The organism is Flavobacterium chungangensis, from assembly GCF_042654045.1.
Taxonomy (GTDB): Bacteria; Bacteroidota; Bacteroidia; order Flavobacteriales; family Flavobacteriaceae; genus Flavobacterium; species Flavobacterium chungangensis.
This window is the reverse complement of sequence record NZ_JBHSFY010000015.1, coordinates 33,097-54,566: the sequence shown is the minus strand read 5'-3', so window position 1 is coordinate 54,566 and position 21,470 is coordinate 33,097. Positions and strand designations below refer to the sequence as shown.

The following is a 21,470-nucleotide window of genomic DNA, read 5'->3' as shown; positions in this document are numbered from 1 at the left end:
ATTTTTATTTCACCAATAAGTTGATTGTTTTTAACTGGCCGTTTGCCAATTTAAGAACGACAACATATAAGGCAGCCTGCGATGGAGCGATGATTTCATTTTTGGCTTTTACATTTGAAATAGTCTGAACTAATTTTCCTGTAATGTCATAAATAACCACCTCAGATCCATTTAATTGAGAATCGCTAAAATCACACTCTAAAGTAAATTCAGCTCCAGGTTTAACTGGGTTTGGATAGATTTTTATCTTTTTGGTAAAAACTGTTCCTGTAGTCTCAATTGGACAAGATTTAATTGAATTTCCGTTTTTGTCTTTTGCAATTACGTAATAGCTTCCGTTTAAAGGTTGAACCTCGCTATAATACTGACGAGTTGCACCAGAAACAGCTACTCCGTTTTTATACCATTGCCATGCCACGTAATTGTTCGATTTATTATCAAAGAATAGCACATTTGCCCACTGTTGTGTTACAAGTCCAGAATGGCTAACTTCTATTGGCTTAACAACAGCTGTAGCAGCATTGTGATTTTGGTCACCGTTTTGTACAGCTGTAATGGTTGAGCTTCCTGATCCAGTGATGTTTAATGTTGATCCAGAAATTGTTCCCAATGCTGCATTTGCAATAGTGTACGAAATTGGTAATCCGCTGTCTGCTGTTGCAGTTAAGGCTACGTTATTAGAATCTATACATCCAAATTCTAAAGTTTGGTCCCAAGAGATTGTTTGGTCCGCTTTAGTGATTTCGAATTCTGCACCAGTAAAAGCAATTGTATAATCTGCGCCAGCGCTAATTGATCCTAACTTAATATTATATTTTCCAACATTTTCGCCAGCATCTCTAGAAAGCAGACCTGTAATTATAGAAGGTGTATCTCCGTTAGCAAAACCTAATGCTGTGTAATTAAATGTAGGATCTTCTGTACCGTATACTTTTGTATGTCCTGATGCTGCAGTTATAGTAAGAGTATATTTTTGAGTCGTGAAACTAACTTCGTTTCCATAATTCACAAAACCATTACTATTTATCGCATAAGTTCTAACGTAATAAGTTCTATTTCCTCTAAGTCCAGATAAAGAATTTGTGAATGTTCCTAATGCGGCAGAAATATTTATTTTAGTATCTGCTGTAGTTGGGTTTGCATGCTGTGCATATACAAAACCAACTTCTGTTAAACAAGATCCGCTATCTGTATTTATTCCGTTAGAAGATGCAGTTCCAGATAGAGAAGCACCATTTACTGTTACTTGTGAAATAACAGCAGTATTTAAAGTAACAGGATTTGCAGGCTGCAATATTTCTACAGTTAATGAAGCAGTACAAGAATTGTCATCTGTTACCGTTACAGTATAAGTTCCTGTTGTAAGACCCGTTGCTGTTGCAGCCGTTCCTCCAGATGGAAACCAAGAGTAGGAGTAAGAACCTGTACCGCCAGTTACGTTTACTGTAGCCGAGCCATTATTCCCATTATAACATGAAACTTCTGTATGAGTCGATGTTAAATTTAAAGCATCTGGTTCTGTAATTACAATCGTATTGGTAACAGAACATGAGTTTTCATCTGTAACGGTTACGGTATAAGTTCCTGCTGTAAGACCAGTTGCAGTTGCAGCAGTTCCGCCAGAAGGTGCCCATAAATAGCTGTAGTTTCCTGTTCCTCCAGAAGCCACTACAGATGCGGTACCATTATTTCCTCCGTTACAAGATACATTTGTTTGTGTGTCTGTAGCCGAAAGAGCGGTAGGTTCTGTAATTTGTACAGTTTCTGTTATAAAACATCCATTTGCATCGGTTACGGTAACAGAGTAAGTGTTTGGACTTAATCCGGTTGCTGTTGCAGCAGTTCCTCCAGATGGTGACCAAGAATAAGTATAAGTTCCAGTTCCTCCAGAAGGAATTACCGTTGCAGTACCATTATTTGCCTGATAGCATAAAACATCTGTTTTATCTATTGTCGCAGTAAGTAAAGCAGGTTCGGCAATAGTTACAGTTGCTGTTGTCTCACATAAGTTGCTATCTTTTATAAGAACAGTATAAGTTCCCGCCGATAGGCCTGTTGCGGTTGCAGCAGTTCCTCCAGAAGGAGACCATTGGTAGCTATAAGTACCAGTTCCTCCTGTAACGCTTACAGTTGCAGATCCGTTTGAACCACCATTACAAGAAACATCTGTTTGAGATACTGATGGAGTAAGTGCATCAGGTTCTGCTATGGTAAAACTTTGTGTTTTGGTACATAGATAAGCGTCTTTAACAGTTACCGTGTAAGTTCCAGCAGAAAGTCCATTTGCAGTTGCTGCAGTTCCTCCAGAAGGAGACCATGCATAGGTATAAGTTCCAGTACCTCCAGTTACGGTTACAGAAGCAGCTCCATTAGATCCACCATTGCAGGTAACATTTGTTTGCGATGGAGTTATATTAATTGCTGAAGGTTCAGTAATTGTAAAGTTTTTTACAATAGAGCATCCGTTTGAAGAAGTAATCGTTACCGAATAGTTTCCTGCGCTAAGATTCACCGCTGTATCAGTAGCGCTGACAGAAGGAGACCAAACATAAGTAAATGGTCCAGGAGCTCCAGAGGGAATTACGCCAGCAGAACCAGTGTTTCCTCCATTACAAAGTAAATCAGTTTTAAAGGTGCTAGCAACGAGCGTATTAGTTGTACCGATAGTAAAGTTCTTGGTAATAGAACATCCGTTTGCATCTGTAATTATACAGCTGTAATTACCTGCTGCTTTACCTGTAATGATAGGTGCTGTTTCACCTCCTGGCGACCAAAGATAGCTATAACTTGGTGTGCCACCAGATGGTGATACAATTGCTTGTCCACCTGTTGAACAAGTAGCGTTATTTTGAGAAGTAGTAGCGGTTAATGGATCAGTTGGTTGAGAAATAGTGAATGTTTTTGTTATGAAACAACCATTGTTATCTGTGATGGTACAAGTATAAGTGTTAGCGGCTAATCCAGTTGCTGTTGCAGCAATTCCTCCAGAAGGAGACCATGAATAACTATAATTTCCAGATCCTCCAGAAGCAGTAACAGTTGCTGTACCTGTTGCAGAACCGTTGCACAACACTTCTGTTTGTGATTGGGTGGCTGTTAGGACTGTTGGCTGCGTAATATCATAACTCTGTGTAATTTGACAGTTATTAGCGTCTGTAACTGTAACTGTATAGGTCCCAACTTGAAGACCAGTTGCTGATGCAGCATTTCCTCCAGTTGGAGACCAAGAGTAAGTATAAGTTCCAGTTCCTCCACTAACAGATGCCGTAGCCGTACCATTCGTACCTCCATTGCAAGAAACATTAGTTTGGCTAGGAGTTATTGATAGAGCAGGTGGTTGGGATATAGTAAAGTCTCTGATTGCTTCGCAGCCAAAAAAATCGGTTACTGTTACCCTATAAGTACCAGCAGAAAGTCCTGATGCGGTAGCAGTTGTTTGAACGGGATTTGTATTCCAAGAGTAAGAATAATTAGGAGTTCCTCCTGATGCTATAACCGTTGCTGTTCCGTTAGCGCCTCCATAACACGAAGTATTGTTTATAGTACCTGCTGTGGTTGTAAGCACCGTTGCGGGCTCTATAAGTGTAAATGATTGAGTATCTTGACAATTATTAGCGTCAGTAACAGTTACGACGTAAGTTCCGGCAGCAAGTCCTGTTGCGGTTGCCGCAGTTCCTCCAGAAGGAGCCCAAGAATAAGTGTAGCTTCCTGCTCCTCCTGTTGCAGTAACAGTAGCAGATCCAGTTAAACCACCACGACAGGCTATATTGGTTTGTGCTGCTGGACTTGCAACTAAAGCCCCTGGTTCTGTAATAGTAAAGGATTGTGTTGCTTGACAACTATTAGCATCAGTAACCGTTACAGTGTAAGTTCCAGCAGTAAGGCCTGTTGCTGTTTCAGCAGTTCCTCCTGATGGAGACCATGAATAAGTATAACCTGGTGTTCCTCCTGTTGCACTAACAGTTGCAGATCCTGTTGCAGATCCGTTACATAAAATATCGGTCTGTCCAGCTGGAGATGCGCTTAAAGGTGTTGCTGGCTGGTTAATCGTAAAGCTTCTAGTTGTTTGACATCCATAAAAATCAGTTACCGTTACTGTATAAGTACCTGCAGCAAGTCCTGTTGCTGTAGCAGTTGTTTGAACAGGAGTAGTATTCCAAGAATAGGTATAACCCGGAGTTCCCCCAGTTGGCGCTACAGTTGCAGTACCATTAGCGCCTCCATTGCAGGATACATCTGTTTTTCCTCCTCCTGTTGCTGCACTTAAAGCTGCTGCAGGCTGATTAATAGTGTAGGAGAATGTTCTTTGACATGAATTAGCATCAGTTATCGTAATGCTGTATGTACCAGCAGTAAGTAGCATTCTGTCTTCGGTAGTAGGTCCATCATCCCATATGTAGGTGTAAGGACCGATTCCTCCGCCAGGGGTAACGTTTATAGCTCCTGTATTTCCTCCATAACACGCAACTTGGGTTGTAGAACCTATCCCTGTAATTGCAGGTGGCTGAATTACGGTAATGCTATTAATCGTTACTTGGCATGAATTAGCATCTGTAATAGTGACAGAGTAGGTACCTGCTGTAAGGCCTGTTCTATCTTCTGTAGTAGTTACTAGATCATTCCATAAGAATGTATAAGGTCCAGTTCCTCCAGTTGGAGTAAGATTTATGGCTCCTGTATTTCCTCCGTTGCAAGCTACATTGGTTACAACAGTTGTTCCGCCAAGTGCTGCTGCTGGCTGGCCAACTGCTATATTACTTACAACCGCACTACAATTGTTAGAATCGGTAATGGTAACAGAATATGTGCCTGCAGGAAGACTTGTTCTGTCTTGAGTTGTTATCCCGCCTCCCCAGTTATAAGTATAAGATCCGCTGCCACCTGAAGGAGTAAGGTCTATAGATCCATTATTGCCTCCGTTACAAGATACATTACTAATGGTGGTTGTTCCAGAAATAATAGAGTTTTGAGTTATATTAAAGATTTTGGTTATCAAAGTTCCTTCGCCATCTGTTATATTAACAGAATAATTAGATGGCGATAAACCTGTTATTGTTGCTGCAGTCGAACCAGTAGACCATGCATAAGTATAAGGTGATTTTCCTCCCGAAGGAACTACTGTTGCTGTCCCATTATTGGTGCCATTACAAGTATTTGTTTGTGATTGTGTAGCAGATAAGGTAGCATTTGTCGAAAATGATGCGGGAGTGCCATAAGTAATTCCAGCTGAATTCGATGCATAAGCCGTATAGTATATAGTAGTACCCGAAGGAAGTAAAGTTGCGTTTATAGTAAATGGGCCTGTGCCTGTGCCTGTTGTCAAATTGGTTACGCCTGGACCACCAATAACAGGATTTGGCATAAGTGACCAAACAATACCTCTGCTCAGTATTGTGTCACCACCGTCAGTGTTTGTACCTCCTAATGTAGCAGTTAGTGCTCCAATATTTGTAGCAGGAGTCGTAGTCGCTACAGATGGTAGTGATGTACAAGTTACATTTGGAGTATAGTTGTTAGATAAAATTCCTTGAGTAGTCCCAGGAGGAGTAGTACTTGCAGATGTTATAGACCAATTATTATAGTTATTTATACTTGCTCTTAAAACAGATGAAGTGCCAACTAAAGTTCCAGTATATTTTGCGAAGTATTGACTTGGCTCTGTTACACCAGGAAATAAGGCAATACAATTTACTCCGTTAGTTAATCCTGGTGGTATGATACTTTCAGCACCGCCGAGATTTAATAAAACTTCGTCATTATTCCAATGTGTATCAGGGTCATAATTGGAAGAATTAAAATCGCCATGAATACCTGCTAAGAAAGTTATGGTAGTTGGTGAAATTACGGGTCTCATGACATTGTTAACGCTTTGGTATGCAAGCATTTGATCTCCTGAAGATAAGTTAAAACTGTAAGCGGGACCTTCTGGATTAATTACAAAATCAGCCACTGATCCGCCTGTTACTGTAAAAATATTGTTTGTTGAAGTTTCTATAAAAGAAATGATTTTTCCACAAGTAACGCCAGCAGGTATTGTCCATTTGATGTGTGGCTCGTTACTGCCTATCCAGCCATTTGCATAGAGCCCTTCTTCAGTGAAGTATACAATTTCTCCTGCTGGTAGATTTTTTAGGGCTATAAAGCTGAAACCATCTAGACCTCCAGTATCAAAGCCGATAAAAGCAATATCACCGGGTCCTAAAGTTTGTCCTTTTATATTTTGATGTAAACCAAAGACGCAAAAGAACGTAAAAAATAAGAGTAATTTTTTTTTCATAACATACAATTTAGTTAATGACATAGATAAGCATTGTCCCAGCCTCCTATATGGTCGGGTTTTGTTAGTGAGGCAAAAGCTTTAATAAAACCGCCATCGTTTAATAACGTTTCAATTTTTCTAAAGCTTATAGTGTTAAAAGAATCCAAATTTAATTGATATATATAGTGATTGAATAGTGTTCTGTTGGTTGTGGTATCAAATCGGATATTACCTCTTGGTCCATCAATATCTAATTTGTACATTTCTTCAATTAAAGAGCTTGTTTTTAAACTGTCAGTATTTAAAAGTATATTCTTTAATATTAATCCATTTTCGTATCCTAAGACTGAAAAAAAAGAAGGAATATCGTTGTAAACCTCTTTATAAAGTGAAGTGAAATTAGTTGAAGTAGTATCATTTTGCATCCAGCTGCTCACTACATAAAGCTCAGAAGGATTATTTTTATACTCCTCCAAAATTTTATCGTTAATAAAAAAAGGAGTTACATAAAAAGGATACTTTTGAGTAAGTTTATTTTGTTTCAGAAAAGTAGCATTCTCTTCAGCATATAAACCACTATAAAACGCAAAAACAGCATTGGGTTGCTGTGTATTTATAGTGTGATCCATATGTAATGCTTCATTTTCTCTTGGCATAAAAGGAGTAATATAATGTCCCGTAAATTGATTTTTTTCTTTAAATGCATATTCTAATGCAGAAAGCAAACCATATCCTGAATCATAAAATGAAGTAGAAGAGGCTATTTGATATTTTTTAGCGGTAAAGTATTGTCCTAAATAATAGCAAGAATCTGTTAGTCCTAATGAATTTATAAATATACCTTCATATTCAGATGTTCGATAAGGAGTTGTTGCTCCTAAATCTGCGGCCAAAAATAAGATATCATTATTAGAAGCATAATTATAAACCTCAGACATGTTGCAATGTCCCATAAAACCAATTATAATTGATATATCTTCTTGAAAGTTAAGTTTCTGAATTTTGTCAATTATTAGTTTTTCATCAGCGCCAACACCAATACTCTCTACAAAAAATTTTACATTTAAATTATTGAGTTTTAAACCCCTTATAAAATCTTTATCTAATGAAGGATACTGTTGCGACTTTGGAATTAAAATACCTATCTTAATGTCGTTATCCATAAAATGAGATTAAAAAAATAGAGGCATTTTTTGCCTCTATTTTGAATTATTAGTTTCTAGATGGAAAAAGCCCAGATAATGCAATACACATATTGACAGCAAGATATGGACTGTGTAAATCAAAAGGTTGAGTGCCTCCAGCTATACTTGTGCTTCCTCCTAAAGTTGCAGTTGCAGAAATACCGCCTATTTTAGCAGTTCCAGTTCCTGGTTCACTGTAGATATTTGGTGTTGAACCACCTGAAGATAAAGAGTTGTTTCCATTATCAGTGTCGTTAGAAATCGTTCCTCCAGTTGCAGAATTAGTTGTTAAAGCTAATGAAACAGTACCAGTTGTAAGGCTGTGTACGTGGGCAGGCATGTTTGGCGTTAATAAAGTCATCGTTTCGCTACCTGCTTTTTGTCCTATTACAAAATTGCTTAAACCTGGTCCTTGACCAAAATGAATAGGAGTTCTTCCTCTTAGATCAGGTAAACCAAATGTGGTGATACCATCACCGCCATAAATTGTGCCAAGCAATGAAAATAAAGCTGAATTCTGAGTGATTGCTACCAGCTGGCCATTACAAGCAGCCCAGCCTCTAGGTGGGTAATTAAATGCGAAACTCAAAATTGTTCCCATGTATACTTCCATCATAATTTTTAAGATTTAATAGTTAATGTTAGTTTTCGTAGTATTTTACTACAATGCTAAATTACTTTATAACTAAATTCTGGGTACACGGGTTTTTACCTGTTTTTAGTAAAATGCTATTATTTAACATATTACTATAAAAAGATAGAAAAATTGCAAATTGTATGGCATAAAAAAAGGCGGTAATCAATTACCGCCTTTTTTGTCTTAAATCTAACTGGAGAAAGTTAATCCTTTATTTTTAAAACTTATATAAAGTTCCTGTCGTGCCGAACTTATCGTTTCTTCCGTTCGATAAATACTGCACCAAAACTTGATTAGAAGTTTATATTTACCATCAGAAATTGAGCTGTAATATATTTGTGATGGTTTTGAATTGTTTACTAATGGAAGATTAGCAAGCGTTTCATTTACTACAGTATTAATTTCTTCTGGAATTGTTTCTCCATTAATTTCAAAAGTGATTTCAACCAATTTAAAATTGTCAGTGTACGTCCAGTTAGTGATATTTTGAGATAACAAGTTACCATTCGGAATAATAATTTCAGCGCCGTTTGGAGCATTAATTTTAGTGGTACGAAGACCCATAGACTTTATTCGGCCAGATTCTGAACTAATTTCTACAACGTCTCCAACCTGAATTGGCTTATCAAAAATCAAAATAATTCCCGAAACAAAATTATTCACCACATTCTGAAGTCCAAGTCCGACACCGACACCTAAAGCTCCCAAAAGAATACTCAATTTGTCTAATGGCATTCCAGAAGCTGCAACAGCAAGAAGATAACCGCTTATTAAAACAACCAATCGCGTAATAAGTAATTTGGAGTGCTGTCTTTTATTGATGTTCTCTTCGTTTTCATCGTCAATTTCGCCAAAGAAATAAGCCACATATTTCTGTAGTAAATGTGCTGCCCAAATAATAATAAAGAATAAAACAACATTACCCAAAGTAAACGTAATGCTTCCAATGGTATTTGGATGACTTAATAACTTCGCTAAAGCACCACGAAGTGATTCCCAGATGTTCAAGTTTGAAGCAATTACAATTAGCCACATATAACTAATCGCAATAATAAATGGCTTTTTCAAAGTGTCTGATAAACTTTCGTAATCAAACATTTTTTCAATTCCTCTTTTTACTCTAGTCGTGTAAATTTGAAGTAAAATAATTTCCAAAATAATCTTCAAAAGCACACTTAAAGCAACAATTTGAGTAAGCGATATAAAAGCTGTAATGCTTAACATATTAGAGAGAGAAACTCTTCCGAATAAATTGTAAAGAATAGATAAGACATTCAAGCTAATAAAAATGATACTTGCCCATTTAAAAAAGCCTTTTATATAAAGTTCTTCTTTAAGTGTTTTTATCTGAACCAAACCGTAACGAATACCTAAAATATTAATCGCTACAAAAGCAAATCGCTGCAATAATCCGATTGTGATAAACAAGTCTAGGAAACAAAGAGCAAAGAACAATCCTAACAAGAAAAGCCAATTTCTCATGGCAACTCCAGACCATTGATTTTTGAAAAGGAAGATTAAAACCCCAAGCAAGAAAAGCTGAATTAATTCTAAAAATAGGGCAGGAGCGTATAAATTGGTCACTACAGCAATGTTTAGTGCAATGACTAAAACAGGCAATAAGACCCCTCGATTTAAATATTTAAAGTTTAAAAGCTGTAGGTTTTCAGCATAACCGTTTGTATTAAGGTATTTGATATTTCGAGAAATGTACCAAAATAAAAGACCCATAAAGAAAAATAGCGTAATAAGCCCGCCTGCTTTGTAACCTAAGTAATAAGCGGCAACATTTTCTTCAATTATGATTTTTGCTTTTATATTGTGTGTTACTTTTTTCTTTGCTGCAGAATCGTTAATCTGCCATAAAGAAGGATATTCTTTATTGAAAATACTGATTCCAGATTTCTCCAGTTTTCCTTCAACGGCCACCAAAGCATTAGAGACAGAAATTTTTCGCTGTACAGTAAGTCGTTTTTTATTGTTTAAAGTAGTTTGATTATTCGTCATTAAACTATCAGTGGCAAGATATCTTTTTTTAAGACTTCCGAATTCCTTCTGAAACTGTTTGCGACGAATAGTATCTTTTAATAAACTAATTAAAGTTTTGTCTTTACGAAGATCAATTACACGTTTTTTGATGTTCTCAAGATCTAGATTTTTAGCATTAATTGCTTTGTTCTGCTCTTCTAATTCTTGTTGGATTTCTTGTAGAACCAGTCGGTACATTTGTTGGTTGCGCACATTCGGATTTGCTCCTTTTAAACTAGCTAAGATTAAATCCAGCTTACTTTCTGTACGTTTCATTTCGCCAAAAAGATGACGCGTATCGCCTGCAAAATCAATATCATTGTAAGCAGATTCTAATACTTCGCTGGCTTTTTCAATGGCCATTAAATAATCGCTGTCTGTGGCTGTTGAGTCGTTAAATAGTCTGCCGCGGCTTTCTTTTTTAACAGTTTGTTGCTGTTGCGCGTAGCTGAACTGCGAAAATAATAGAAGTAAAAATAGAGCGGAAAAATAAAAAGTCTTTTTGCTAATAATCATAATTTATGGGCTTATTTAGGGAGCCCAAATGTAATTTTTTTTGCAAGACTTTCAGTTAAGAAAAATGAAATTTAAATAAAGAAACCAATTTCATTTTGTGATGCTATTCTAGGTTTCGTGTAGCGATTTCTTCTTGAATTTCTTTAAGAAAATTAGAATTACAATAAGAAAAGCCATCGATAAAGGAAAGACCATTAAAAAGAGAAATCCTTTTTTGAGGAAAATAAATACAATAAGGAGAAGTAATAAGATGGCAATTAGAATCAAAAGCTTAATGGTTGTTTTAATTTTTTTTTGCGTTTTTAATAACTCTTCGACACTCATTTCGCTTGGTTTCTTTGCTTTCATTTTATATTTTTACTTAGAATTAAAGCAAATTTTAATTAAAAAACGTTCGAAAACAATAGGTCAATTTTTTTTGACTACCCACAATAATTATGGAAGAAATAGAAACTTGTCCAGCACAAAGACTCCTAAAAATGCTGTCTGGCAAATGGAAGGCAGAAATTTTTCGTTTGGCTACAGAATCGCCTTTACGTTTTAATAATTTGCTTCGCCAAATTCAGGGCTCAAATAAACAATCTTTGGCTACAGCTTTAAAAGAATTGGAAGAAGAAGGTCTTTTAGAAAAGATAACGATCAAACTGAAACCGCTTCATATCGAGTATAATTTAACAGAAAAAGGAAAAGCTCTAATTCCTGTTTTTCAGCAGTTGGAGGGGTTGGCATAGATTTTCATTTTTTACTTTTAAAGTAGAAAGATCCTCAAATACTACTCAGTGCTACCATAGCCAATGAAGTTCTCTGAGAATCATCTCCTACATCCAAAAAATAAAAACGTCAGCTAAAAAAGCAAGACCGATTAGTCAATAAAGCTGAATTTATCTTCAAAAACTTGTCCAACTATCGGAATTGGTTTCTTTTGTTCGTTAGCCGCATTTATGATTCCGAAAATCCATAAAATAAAAATAACGTATCCAATGTAGCTCAAAAAGTAAAGCGCTGGAACGATAGTTACAATAATAGACAAAGCAACATTTACGACTAAAGAAACCAGAAAAATTCCGAATCCTTGTTTTAAATGGTATCTCACCAAATCACTTTTAGGTGTTAAATCTTTACTTTTAACAAAAGCTATAATCCAACCAATAATAGTGACATAGCTAAGAATAGAAAGGGTTTTATTATTCATAGTTTAGTTATTTATTGGGTCAAAAATAGAAACTAGGAATAGGACCTGAAATAGTTACTTTGTCTACTGTGCTTTTTGGTTGGTATTGGTTAGATTTAAATCGGTAAGAGGTAAAATGTATTTTTCAAAAGGTTAAATTTCCTCTTTCATTAATTTGAAAAACTGTTCTTTTTTTCCTCGCGAAATGGGCACAACCGATTTGTCATTCATGTGAACCATTCCTTCGCGAGAATAGCTTATAATGGAATTTACATTTATCAAATGCGACTGATGAACGCGAAAAAACATTGGAGGTTCCAGTAAACCTTCATAATTTTTTAAAGGTTTAGAAACCATAATTTTTCGGCCATCAGTCAAAAAGAAAGTGGTGTAAGAACCAGAAGTTTCACATCTTGTAATTTGTTCTAATTTAACTACATACATAGCCTCTTGCGTGGGCAATATAATGCGGTCGGGAGTTTTGGTAAGGTTATTTTGCAATTCGCTTAATTGCTGTTTTTCTAAAACTCTTTCTTGTAAAAGCGAAATCCTTTCAATTGCAGTTCTAAGTTCGTCTGGATCAATTGGTTTTAGAAGATAATCTATTGCGCTGTATTTGAAAGCATTAATGGCGTGCTGTTCGTAAGCAGTTGTAAAAATAAGATGAAAAGAGTTGAAGGAAATTTGTTTTAGAACATCAAACCCAGTTCCGTTTTGAAGCATAATATCCATAAAAACCAAATCGGGCTGCATACGGTCAATTAATTTTACAGCTTCTTCGACACTTTCCGCGTAAGCGATAATCTGAATTTCTTCTGGGGCAACCATTTCCAACATAATGGATAAAGCTTCGCGAATGCGTTGTTCGTCTTCTATAATGATAGTTTTGTACATTTTTTTACAGTATTGGAATATTAATAATAACAATGCAGCCCGTTTCTCCGTTGTCTGCATTGCGCTCTAAAACCTGAAAACCAGCATGCGGATGATCTTTTTGCATTTTTGCTAATCTTTCGTCAGTAATTGTGGTAGAAAGAGATTTATGATTTTCGTTGGTTTTCAATTTTCTCGAAGCTGTAAGTCCAATTCCGTTGTCTTTTATGGTGCAGATTAGATTTCTTTGATCTGTTTGTTGTGAGAAATTAATTTGCAATAAACCTTTTTCTTCCTTTGGTTTTGGCTTTAATCCGTGTTCAACGGCATTTTCAATAAAAGGCTGAATCAAAAGTGGCGGAATAAGAATATCATCTTCAACAGATTCGTCGCAAATAATAGCATATTCAAAACTATCATTCAAACGCAATTGCTGCAATTCGATATAATTCTTTAAAGTGTCGATTTCTTCTCTTAAAGAAATAGTTTCCTTTCTTGATTGTTCTAGAATCTGGCGTGTGAGTTTGGCAAATTTATTCAAATAAGAAACCGCCGGAATCGTATCTTTCTGCAAAATCATACTCTGAATATTTCCTAAAGCATTAAAAATAAAATGCGGATCCATTTGAGAACGCAATAATCTTCTTTCTAACGAAAGTCTAGTTGCAAGGTTTTCAATGGTTTCTTTTTCCATTAATTGCAGTTTTAATTCACTATTGGTTTGTTCTTGCTTTAAAATTTCTTCACGCTTTAAATAATAACGCTGCCTGAAATAGTAGGAACGAAACATAAAAACAAGTCCAAGCAATAGAACTCCAGCAATTCCGTAGCCTAAAAGTTTATTTTGCTGCTCCAACTCATTTTCCAATTCAAGCTGTTTTATGCGCTCCATTTTTTTAGAAGACTCAAATCTGGCATCTGCATTTTGCAAAAGCTTCTGAGTAGTTTCATTATATTTTAACTGATTGTATTTCGTAAACAAGGTATCGTATGCATAATAGGCTTCAAAATCATGACGTTTTGCAGAAACTTCTTTTAAGCAATTGTAAAAAGTAGCCAATAAATAATTATCGGTGTAAGGTAGGCTAAGCTGGTATTTTATTCCTTCAATAAAAAGCATTTCGGCTTTTACATAATTTCCTTTTTCGGTATAATAAAAACCTTGAAGGCCAATGGCGCTTCTGTAGATAATTTTAATATTGTATTTTTTGGCAATTGCAGTAGCTTTTTCGAGGTTGTCAAACAAGGCAGTTTCATTAATTGGTTTCGGACCTTTAGAATAAAGATCTGCCAGGTTGATGTAGGCGATTCCGATATTACTTTTGCTAATAATATCAAAAGATTCTTTTTCGGCAAGTACAACTGTAGTTTTCAAAAAATCCAAAGTCTTTTGCCAATCTTTCTCCGTTCCAGATTCCAGTTTATCGGTCAAATAGCCTCCGTAAGCCAATCTTGCATACAGTTTACTTTCTGGATCTTTTGCTTTATAAGCATGTTCAAGAGCCTCTTGCGCATATTTATGAACCTTTTCTGGCGATGCCGGAGAAAATAGATAGGATATATCGGCCGCGATTTTAGCGCATTGATCATGAGCATTTATTTTTGAGAAAAGCGTATACGAATGCAATAAGTGGTCGATGGCCTGAGGTTTATCATCTATATAAGACTTTAAATTTCCCATTGCTAGAGAAGCAAAAGCTTTAACTCTTGTTTTGTTGCTTTTTTGAGCTAAAATATAAGCTGTGTCTGCATAACGAGTAAATTCTTTTAAATGCAATAAACGCCTTTGTGTAAGAGCGAGATAAGAATAACAAATAACTTCATCGTCGATATTCTTTTTTTTCTTGGCTAAAGCAAGAGCTTGCTGCTGAATTTTTTTACTGGCAGACGAATCAGAAAAACGTTTGGAATAGCCATAGGATGCAATCTTTTCGACAGCCGAAATTTGTGCATTTATAGGGGCGATGAAAACCAAAAAAAGAAACGAGAACAACCATTTCGTTTTCCTGTTTTTGATCTGATTTAAAGTAGTTTTTTCGTGCATATATTGTGGTAATTAAGGCCAAAGTACAAATTGAAAATAGACTGACCAAAAAAATTACCCAGCAAATTTTACAAGAAATTCCCTTGTAAAGTCTCTGTGTAGAAGTGGTTAAAGAGCACTTTTTCTCGATATGGGCATAGAATTACCAAATAAAAATCTAAAGCATCCATTTGCCAATTTCGAATTGTAGCAAGTTGATCTTAGTAGTAATCTTGCTGGTATAAATTATTTTTAAAACTATAAAATTATGAATAAGAATTTTTTTACATTGTTAATGGTTGCTTGCCTTTTTATATCATCTTTAAGTTATGGGCAAGAAGATAAGCGCATTAAAATAGAAATTGCTTTGAAAGATGGTAACAAAACGACAAAAGCGGTATTGCGATCTGCTACATTTTCTTTTACAAAATCTACCGTTAGTGGAACAGAGTCGGAGGTAAAAAACAATTATTATTTTTCTCTTGATTTTGAAAAACAAGATATTGCCTTACTGGCAGTTTTAATGAAAAATAAAGCTGGAGTCGATGGTCAGATTACCATGACTGATACATTTGGAAAGCTTCCTACGAGAAAATTTGATTTTACAAAAGGAAGAGTAGATTCTTTAAGCGATCAATTAACGGCCGACTATACGAGCGCTTACATCTCACTTCTTTGCGATTCATTGATTATTGATGGCGTTAAAATTGAGTAGAGAAATGAATGAACTGAAGAAATTCACAAAAGAAGGAAATCTGTATGTCATGAAAAGACAATACGGCTTTGCTCTAATTGTGGTACTCGCGATGATTGCTTTTACTATTGGAGGCATTTATTATAAAAACAATACAGTAATTGGCATTTTTGGAGTGATGTCTGTTATATGTTTTATTGCGATTTGGCAGGAAGGATTTAGTATTGATCTGGACAGAAATGAGTTTAGAATAAAAAACGGATTGATTAATAAACCCGTTTTGATTCCGATTGCTGATTTTCTCAATTTTGAAGTGGTCAAAGTCAGCCATAATCTTATCACAACAAACGTTTCCTTAAATCTTTATTACAGAAAAGACAACAAGGAGAAATGCACTGGAATTGCCCAAGGTTTTACAGCTAGATCCATGCAGAATTTGATTAATGAAATTAATGAAATTTTAGATGAACATTCGAGAAAGATATAACATCCAAGAAACTCTTTATTCTTTTTCTTTAAATCCGCAAAAGCCATCACTAGATCAATCATGGTGGTTTTTGGCTGGAATAGCGGCAGGAGTAATAGCTTTATTATTGTTTTTTAATGATCTAGGAGAAGAAATGCGCTGGGTGATCGGTATATTTTTAGTATACTTTTTAATTCATTTTTTATATGATATTCAAATTGCTGCTAAAATTCAGTTTACGTTTGATGTTCGTAATAATGCCGTTTATAAAACAAGTCCGTTACTTTCAAAAAAGAAAATAATGAATCTGGATGAAGCCATAATTTTTGTTCAATCAGAAATGGGAAGCTGGTATTATGCTTTAGGAGCAAAGAAAAGCCAGTTTATTAAGTGTTATAGAATTAGTGAAGGATTTAGTTCAGGGAGAAAAAGCGACGAAAGGCAAGATGCGTACGAGAATCTGATTTTAGTAAAAATCGGTAAGCTTCAAGAAAATATAAATTCCAATCGCAATACTTAATTCTGTACTAAAAATACAGTTGCAAAAATTTAAAAACACAAACGGGTTAATTCAATAAGAATTGACTCGTTTTTTGTTTTATAAAGAAGAATAGCAGCATTGAAAGCTAGGAAGATAGGATTAGATTTTGACGATTTGATAGTAAACAAGCTTCATCAATATTGGATTCAATAAAAGCGGTATTCCATATTTCTAAATTGTTAAAAGACCCTTTTGCTAGTTTAAAAAGATGAAATCTTAGAGAATTTAAATTAAATTTGCTTCGTGCGAAAACTAATTGTCTACATATTCATTTTTCTAATCGCTTCAAACAGCAGTTTTGTGCAGCAGTTCTATAAACTGCCAATTCTGATAGAACATTTTCAGGAACATAAAAAACTGCAAGGCGTAAGCTTTATAGATTTCTTGTCTATGCATTATTGGGGAGAAGATTTAAAAGACAATGACGGAGATCGAGATATGCAGCTTCCTTTTAAAACCATTAGCAGCAGTTCGGTTCACTTTGTTTTTATTTTAGACGACAAAGACTTGCTTCCGGTTCCTTTCAATCCAGAATTACCACAATCAAAAATTCCAACTTACAGATCAGATCTTTTTTCAGATCCGAATCTGCTTTCTCTATTTAGACCTCCGATTGCATAATTAATTTTTAAATTTTTCTTGAAGTGGCTGAAACATAGTGTTTTCAGTTGCTCATTTATTATTTTTTAATTAATAAAATATGCTTAATAAAGTAATTCAGTTCTCAGTTAAGAACAAACTGGCAATTGGAATCTTTACACTGCTGTGGATTATCTACGGTGTGTATGAGGTTACCCAATTACCAATTGATGCTGTACCAGACATCACTAATAATCAGGTACAAATTATCACAACAGCTCCATCGCTTGGCGCAGAAGATGTAGAGAGATTAATTACATTTCCAATTGAGCAAGTCATCAGTAATATTCCAAATTTAAAGGAAAGCAGAAGTATTTCCCGTTTCGGGCTTTCGCTTGTAAGTGTTGTCTTTGAAGACGATGCAGATGTATATTGGGCACGTCAGCAAATTGCAGAAAGATTACAGCAAGTAGAAATTGATCGGAATGCAAATTCGCCCGAAATGGCGCCTGTAACAACTGGTTTGGGAGAAATCTATCAATATGTTTTAAAACCAAAACCAGGTTACGAAGAAAAATATTCCTTAGAAGATTTAAGAACCATTCAGGATTGGACCATCAGAAGACAGCTTTTGGGAACAAAAGGAATTGCTGATGTTTCTACTTTTGGCGGAAAATTAAAACAGTATGAAATTGCTGTGAATCCAGCACGATTAAAAGCTCAAAATTTAACGATAAGTGAAGTTTTTACCGCTTTAAATACTAGTAATGAAAACACTGGAGGTGCTTATATCGAGAAAGGACCAACGGTTTCTTACATTAGAAGTACTGGTTTAGCTAAAAGCATTAAAGACATTGAAAACATTGTGGTTAAAAGTACACAAGGTGGACTTCCGATTCTGGTTAAAGATGTTGCCGATGTTAAGATTTCTTCGGCGATTCGATACGGTGCTTTAACAACAGATGAATATGGTGAATCGGTTGGTGGAATTGTAATGATGCTGAAAGGTGAAAACGCTAATAATGTTATTGTCAATGTAAAAGATAAAATTGCTCAAATCGAGAAAATTCTTCCCGAAGGTTTAAAAATCGAGCCTTTTCTAGATCGAACTAAAATGGTAGACAACGCCATTGGAACAGTAGAAAAAAACTTGATTGAAGGCGCATTAATCGTTGTTCTAATTCTGGTTTTATTCTTAGGAAATCTTAGAGCAGGTTTTATTGTGGCTTCTGTAATTCCGTTAGCGATGCTTTTTGCCATTATTATGATGAATACTTTTGGCGTAAGCGGAAATTTAATGAGTCTTGGGGCTTTAGATTTCGGATTAATTGTAGACGGAGCTGTAATTATTGTGGAAGCTATTCTGCATCATCTTCATAGTTCAAAAAAATATCAAACCGCAAATAATATTTCGCAAGACGAAATGGATAAAGAGGTTACAGGCTCGGCAGCGCGTATGATGAATGCAGCAGTTTTTGGACAAATTATCATTCTGATTGTGTATTTGCCAATCCTTTCTTTACAAGGTATTGAGGGCAAAATGTTCAAGCCAATGGCACAGACTGTTGCTTTTGCCATTTTAGGAGCTTTCATTTTATCATTGACTTATGTGCCAATGGTTAGTGCTTTATTTCTAAGTAAAAAAATCAGTTCTAAAAAGAATCTTTCTGATCGTATTATGGAAAGATTAGAAAACGCTTATGAAGGCTGGCTTACTAAAGCATTACGCATTAGAAAAGCAATTGTCATTGGTGCATTTGTGCTTTTTGGAGTAGCAGTTTTATTATTTGGAAGAATGGGTGGAGAGTTTATTCCGCAATTAGAAGAAGGAGATTTTGCCGTAGAAACTCGATTGTTGTTAGGAACCAATCTTTCTACAACAACAGAAACCATTACAAAAATTTCTAAAGAATTAAAGAAAGAATATCCAGAAGTAGAGCAAGTGGTGTCTAGAATTGGAAGCGCAGAAATTCCAACCGATCCAATGCCAATCGAAGGCGGAGATATGATTATTGTTTTAAAGGACAAATCGGAATGGACAAGTGCTTCTTCGTTTCCTGAATTGGCAGATAAAATGACCAAAACCGTTAAACGAATTGCGCCCGGAGTTACAACTGGATTTCAGTTTCCTGTTCAGATGCGTTTTAACGAATTGATGACTGGAGCCAAACAAGATTTGGTTTGTAAAATTTACGGGGAAGATCTTCAGAAACTTTCAGAATATGCTGAAAAATTAGGAGCAATTAGTAAAACCGTTGAAGGCGCGGCCGATTTATACGTAGAAAAAGTAACTGGAATGCCACAAATCGTAATTGATTACAATTGGGCAGAAATGGCGAAATACGGTTTACGTGTGGCTGATGTGAATGCAACGATTAACGCCGCTTTTGCAGGTGCTGTTGCTGGAAGTATTTATGAAGGTGAAAAACGTTTTGATATGGTCGTTCGCGTTGAAGACAACGGCAGAAAAGGAATTGAAGATGTTCGAAACCTTTTAATTGCCACCCCTTCAGGAATGCAGATTCCACTTTATCAAGTAGCAAGTATCGAAGAAGTCGAAGGTCCAAATCAAATTCAGCGTGAAAATGCTAAAAGAAGAATTATTGTTGGATTTAATGTTCGCGGTAGAGACGTTCAATCGATTGTTGAAGAATTGCAGAAAAAAGTGAATCAGCAAATCAAATTTGATCCAGGTTATTATATTACTTACGGAGGAGCTTTTGAGAACCTTCAGCAGGCAAAAGCTAGATTGGGAGTTGCTGTTCCAGTAGCTCTATTAATGATTTTTGCTTTGCTGTACTTTGCTTTCAGATCATTTAAAGAAGGAATTATCATTTTTACAGCAATTCCGTTATCTGCAATTGGTGGCGTATTTGCGCTGGTAATGCGCGATATGCCTTTTAGTATTTCTGCCGGAGTTGGATTTATTGCGCTCTTTGGTGTTGCAGTGCTAAACGGAATTGTTTTGATATCCGAGTTTAACCGAATTCAGAAACAAGGAGAAATTACCGATCCTTTCCAGATTATTTTATTGGGAACAAAAAACAGGTTACGTCCCGTTTTAATGACGGCGGCTGTGGCTTCTCTCGGATTTCTTCCGATGGCGTTGAGCAACGGAGCTGGAGCAGAGGTACAACGTCCGCTGGCAACCGTGGTTATTGGCGGATTAGTTACAGCGACTCTTTTAACGCTTTTTGTACTTCCAGCGATTTATTTAATGACGTATCACGCTAAAGTCTTCACTAAAAAAAGAAAAAAGCACATGAATAATTTAACCATTTTATTGAGTATTCTTTTTATTGGGAATATGGCAAAAGCACAAGAATTACCCATTTCGCTTGACGAATCCATTTCAATTGCGATTCAAAATAACAGAACGATTAAATCGGCTAAATTAAATGAGCAGTCGAAAAGTTACTTGCAAAAATCGGCTTATAATATTCCCCAAACACAAATCGACGCCGATTACGGACAGTTTAATAGCGCGCAGAATGACACTCGTTTTGGAATTAGCCAGACTTTTGCTTTCCCAACAGTTTACAGCAATCAGAAAAAAGCCTTAAAAGCTGATTTTAATAAAGCTAAAGCCGAAGTGCAATTGACTTCGCAAGAAATCAAAACCCGAGTTCGAAATATATACTATGATTATTTGTGGTTGAACAGCAAAAAAGAACTTTTAGTTTACGCTGATTCGATCTATAGAATTATGGAGAAAAAATCAGATCTGAGATTTAAAGCGGGAGAAGCAAATGTTTTAGAAAAAAGCGCTTCACAATCTGCAAGACAGTTTTATAGCAATCAGCTTGTAATGGTTAATAGGGATATTGAAATTGCTTTGAATTCGTTTAATGCCATTCTTCAAGATAAAGTGGAGCACGCTCCAAAAAAGATGAATTTAAAAGCGGTTTTAAATCATTCGTCTATAGAAAATGTAAAAACAGAAAATCTTCCAGCAGTGCAGCGTTCGCAGTTTGAATCGGAAGCGGCTAAATTCAGATGGAGAACAGAAGGAGCAAAATTATTACCTGAAATTACCTTAGGATATAACAATTTGAGCATTATTGGAACTCAAACGAATACTTCAGGTCAGGATGTTTATTATGGTAGTGGACAAAGATTTAATTATGTAAATGCAGGACTTTCAATTCCGCTATTTTTCACAAGTCAGTCGGAACGAAAAAAGGCTGCAAAGGCTGAATACGAAAGCTTTGTTGCACTTTCTGAGGCAGCTAAAATCGAGGTAAAAACGAACATTGAAAATGCAGATCGAGAGCTAAAAAAATACCAAGAAAGCCTACAGTATTATGAAACTGACGGATTAAAAAATGCTCAAACCATTATCGAAGCGTCAAGCAGTCAATTGCAAAATGGAGATATCGATTATTTGCAATGGGTTTTAGTAGTCAATCAGGCCATTACAATCAAAAGTGAATATTTAGACGCACTTAATGCTTACAATAAAGCAGTTGTGACACTTCAAAATCTTAATAATATTTAAA

13 protein-coding genes are annotated in these 21,470 nt (G+C 35.7%); 6 read left to right on the top strand and 7 right to left on the bottom strand.

All coding sequences use genetic code 11. The features are described 5' to 3' along the window. Nucleotides 1-4 precede the first annotated feature (4 nt). From ACFO3N_RS20240 to ACFO3N_RS20225, 4 genes are all read right to left on the bottom strand, one after another. Nucleotides 5-6,277, bottom strand: a complete 6,273-nt coding sequence (locus ACFO3N_RS20240) for an MBG domain-containing protein (protein WP_379800722.1) — start codon at nt 6,275-6,277, stop codon at nt 5-7. A gap of 14 nt (nt 6,278-6,291) precedes the next feature. Then, nucleotides 6,292-7,422 carry an ABC transporter substrate-binding protein gene (locus ACFO3N_RS20235; RefSeq protein WP_379800721.1) on the bottom strand — a complete coding sequence of 377 codons (1,131 nt, stop codon included), beginning with the start codon at nt 7,420-7,422 and terminating at the stop codon, nt 6,292-6,294. Between the two features lie 49 nt (nt 7,423-7,471). Next, complete coding sequence (locus tag ACFO3N_RS20230) at nt 7,472-8,059, bottom strand: phage tail protein (protein ID WP_379800720.1); 588 nt, start codon at nt 8,057-8,059, stop codon at nt 7,472-7,474. A 210-nt stretch (nt 8,060-8,269) separates the two neighbouring features. Beyond that, nucleotides 8,270-10,624: a mechanosensitive ion channel family protein gene (locus ACFO3N_RS20225; protein ID WP_379800719.1), complete on the bottom strand. Its 2,355-nt coding sequence runs from the start codon at nt 10,622-10,624 to the stop codon at nt 8,270-8,272. A 437-nt stretch (nt 10,625-11,061) separates the two neighbouring features. Here ACFO3N_RS20225 and ACFO3N_RS20220 point away from each other — a divergent pair, with 437 nt between their 5' ends. Continuing rightward, a complete protein-coding gene (locus ACFO3N_RS20220; protein WP_250837557.1) occupies nt 11,062-11,355 on the top strand; it encodes a winged helix-turn-helix transcriptional regulator in 294 nt (97 codons plus the stop codon). Between the two features lie 131 nt (nt 11,356-11,486). On the opposite strand, the gene ACFO3N_RS20215 is transcribed toward ACFO3N_RS20220, so the two are convergent. The 3 genes from ACFO3N_RS20215 to ACFO3N_RS20205 form a co-directional block, all read right to left on the bottom strand. Further along, nucleotides 11,487-11,816 carry a DUF4870 domain-containing protein gene (locus tag ACFO3N_RS20215; RefSeq protein WP_379800718.1) on the bottom strand — a complete coding sequence of 110 codons (330 nt, stop codon included), beginning with the start codon at nt 11,814-11,816 and terminating at the stop codon, nt 11,487-11,489. 132 nt (nt 11,817-11,948) lie between these two features. Beyond that, nucleotides 11,949-12,689 (bottom strand): LytR/AlgR family response regulator transcription factor, encoded by a 741-nt coding sequence (locus tag ACFO3N_RS20210; protein WP_379800717.1) that lies wholly within the window; start codon nt 12,687-12,689, stop codon nt 11,949-11,951. Nucleotides 12,690-12,693: 4 nt separating this feature from the next. Then, nucleotides 12,694-14,712, bottom strand: a complete 2,019-nt coding sequence (locus tag ACFO3N_RS20205) for a sensor histidine kinase (protein ID WP_379800716.1) — start codon at nt 14,710-14,712, stop codon at nt 12,694-12,696. A 247-nt stretch (nt 14,713-14,959) separates the two neighbouring features. Between ACFO3N_RS20205 and ACFO3N_RS20200 the strand changes: the two genes are divergently transcribed. The 5 genes from ACFO3N_RS20200 (at nt 14,960) to ACFO3N_RS20180 (ending at nt 21,469) form a co-directional block, all read left to right on the top strand. Then, a complete protein-coding gene (locus ACFO3N_RS20200) occupies nt 14,960-15,406 on the top strand; it encodes a hypothetical protein (RefSeq protein ID WP_379800715.1) in 447 nt (148 codons plus the stop codon). A gap of 4 nt (nt 15,407-15,410) precedes the next feature. Continuing rightward, nucleotides 15,411-15,872: a hypothetical protein gene (locus tag ACFO3N_RS20195; RefSeq protein ID WP_379800714.1), complete on the top strand. Its 462-nt coding sequence runs from the start codon at nt 15,411-15,413 to the stop codon at nt 15,870-15,872. Further along, the gene (locus tag ACFO3N_RS20190) at nt 15,850-16,371 is read left to right on the top strand and encodes a hypothetical protein (RefSeq protein ID WP_379800713.1); all 522 of its coding nucleotides are present in this window, start codon (nt 15,850-15,852) and stop codon (nt 16,369-16,371) included. Before ACFO3N_RS20195 ends, ACFO3N_RS20190 begins: the two co-directional genes overlap by 23 nt. Nucleotides 16,372-16,635: 264 nt before the next feature. Beyond that, nucleotides 16,636-17,013, top strand: coding sequence for a hypothetical protein (locus ACFO3N_RS20185; RefSeq protein WP_095930029.1), 378 nt, complete (start codon nt 16,636-16,638; stop codon nt 17,011-17,013). Between the two features lie 79 nt (nt 17,014-17,092). Then, nucleotides 17,093-21,469 carry a CusA/CzcA family heavy metal efflux RND transporter gene (locus tag ACFO3N_RS20180; protein WP_379800712.1) on the top strand — a complete coding sequence of 1,459 codons (4,377 nt, stop codon included), beginning with the start codon at nt 17,093-17,095 and terminating at the stop codon, nt 21,467-21,469. The last annotated feature ends 1 nt before the right edge of the window (nt 21,470 follow it).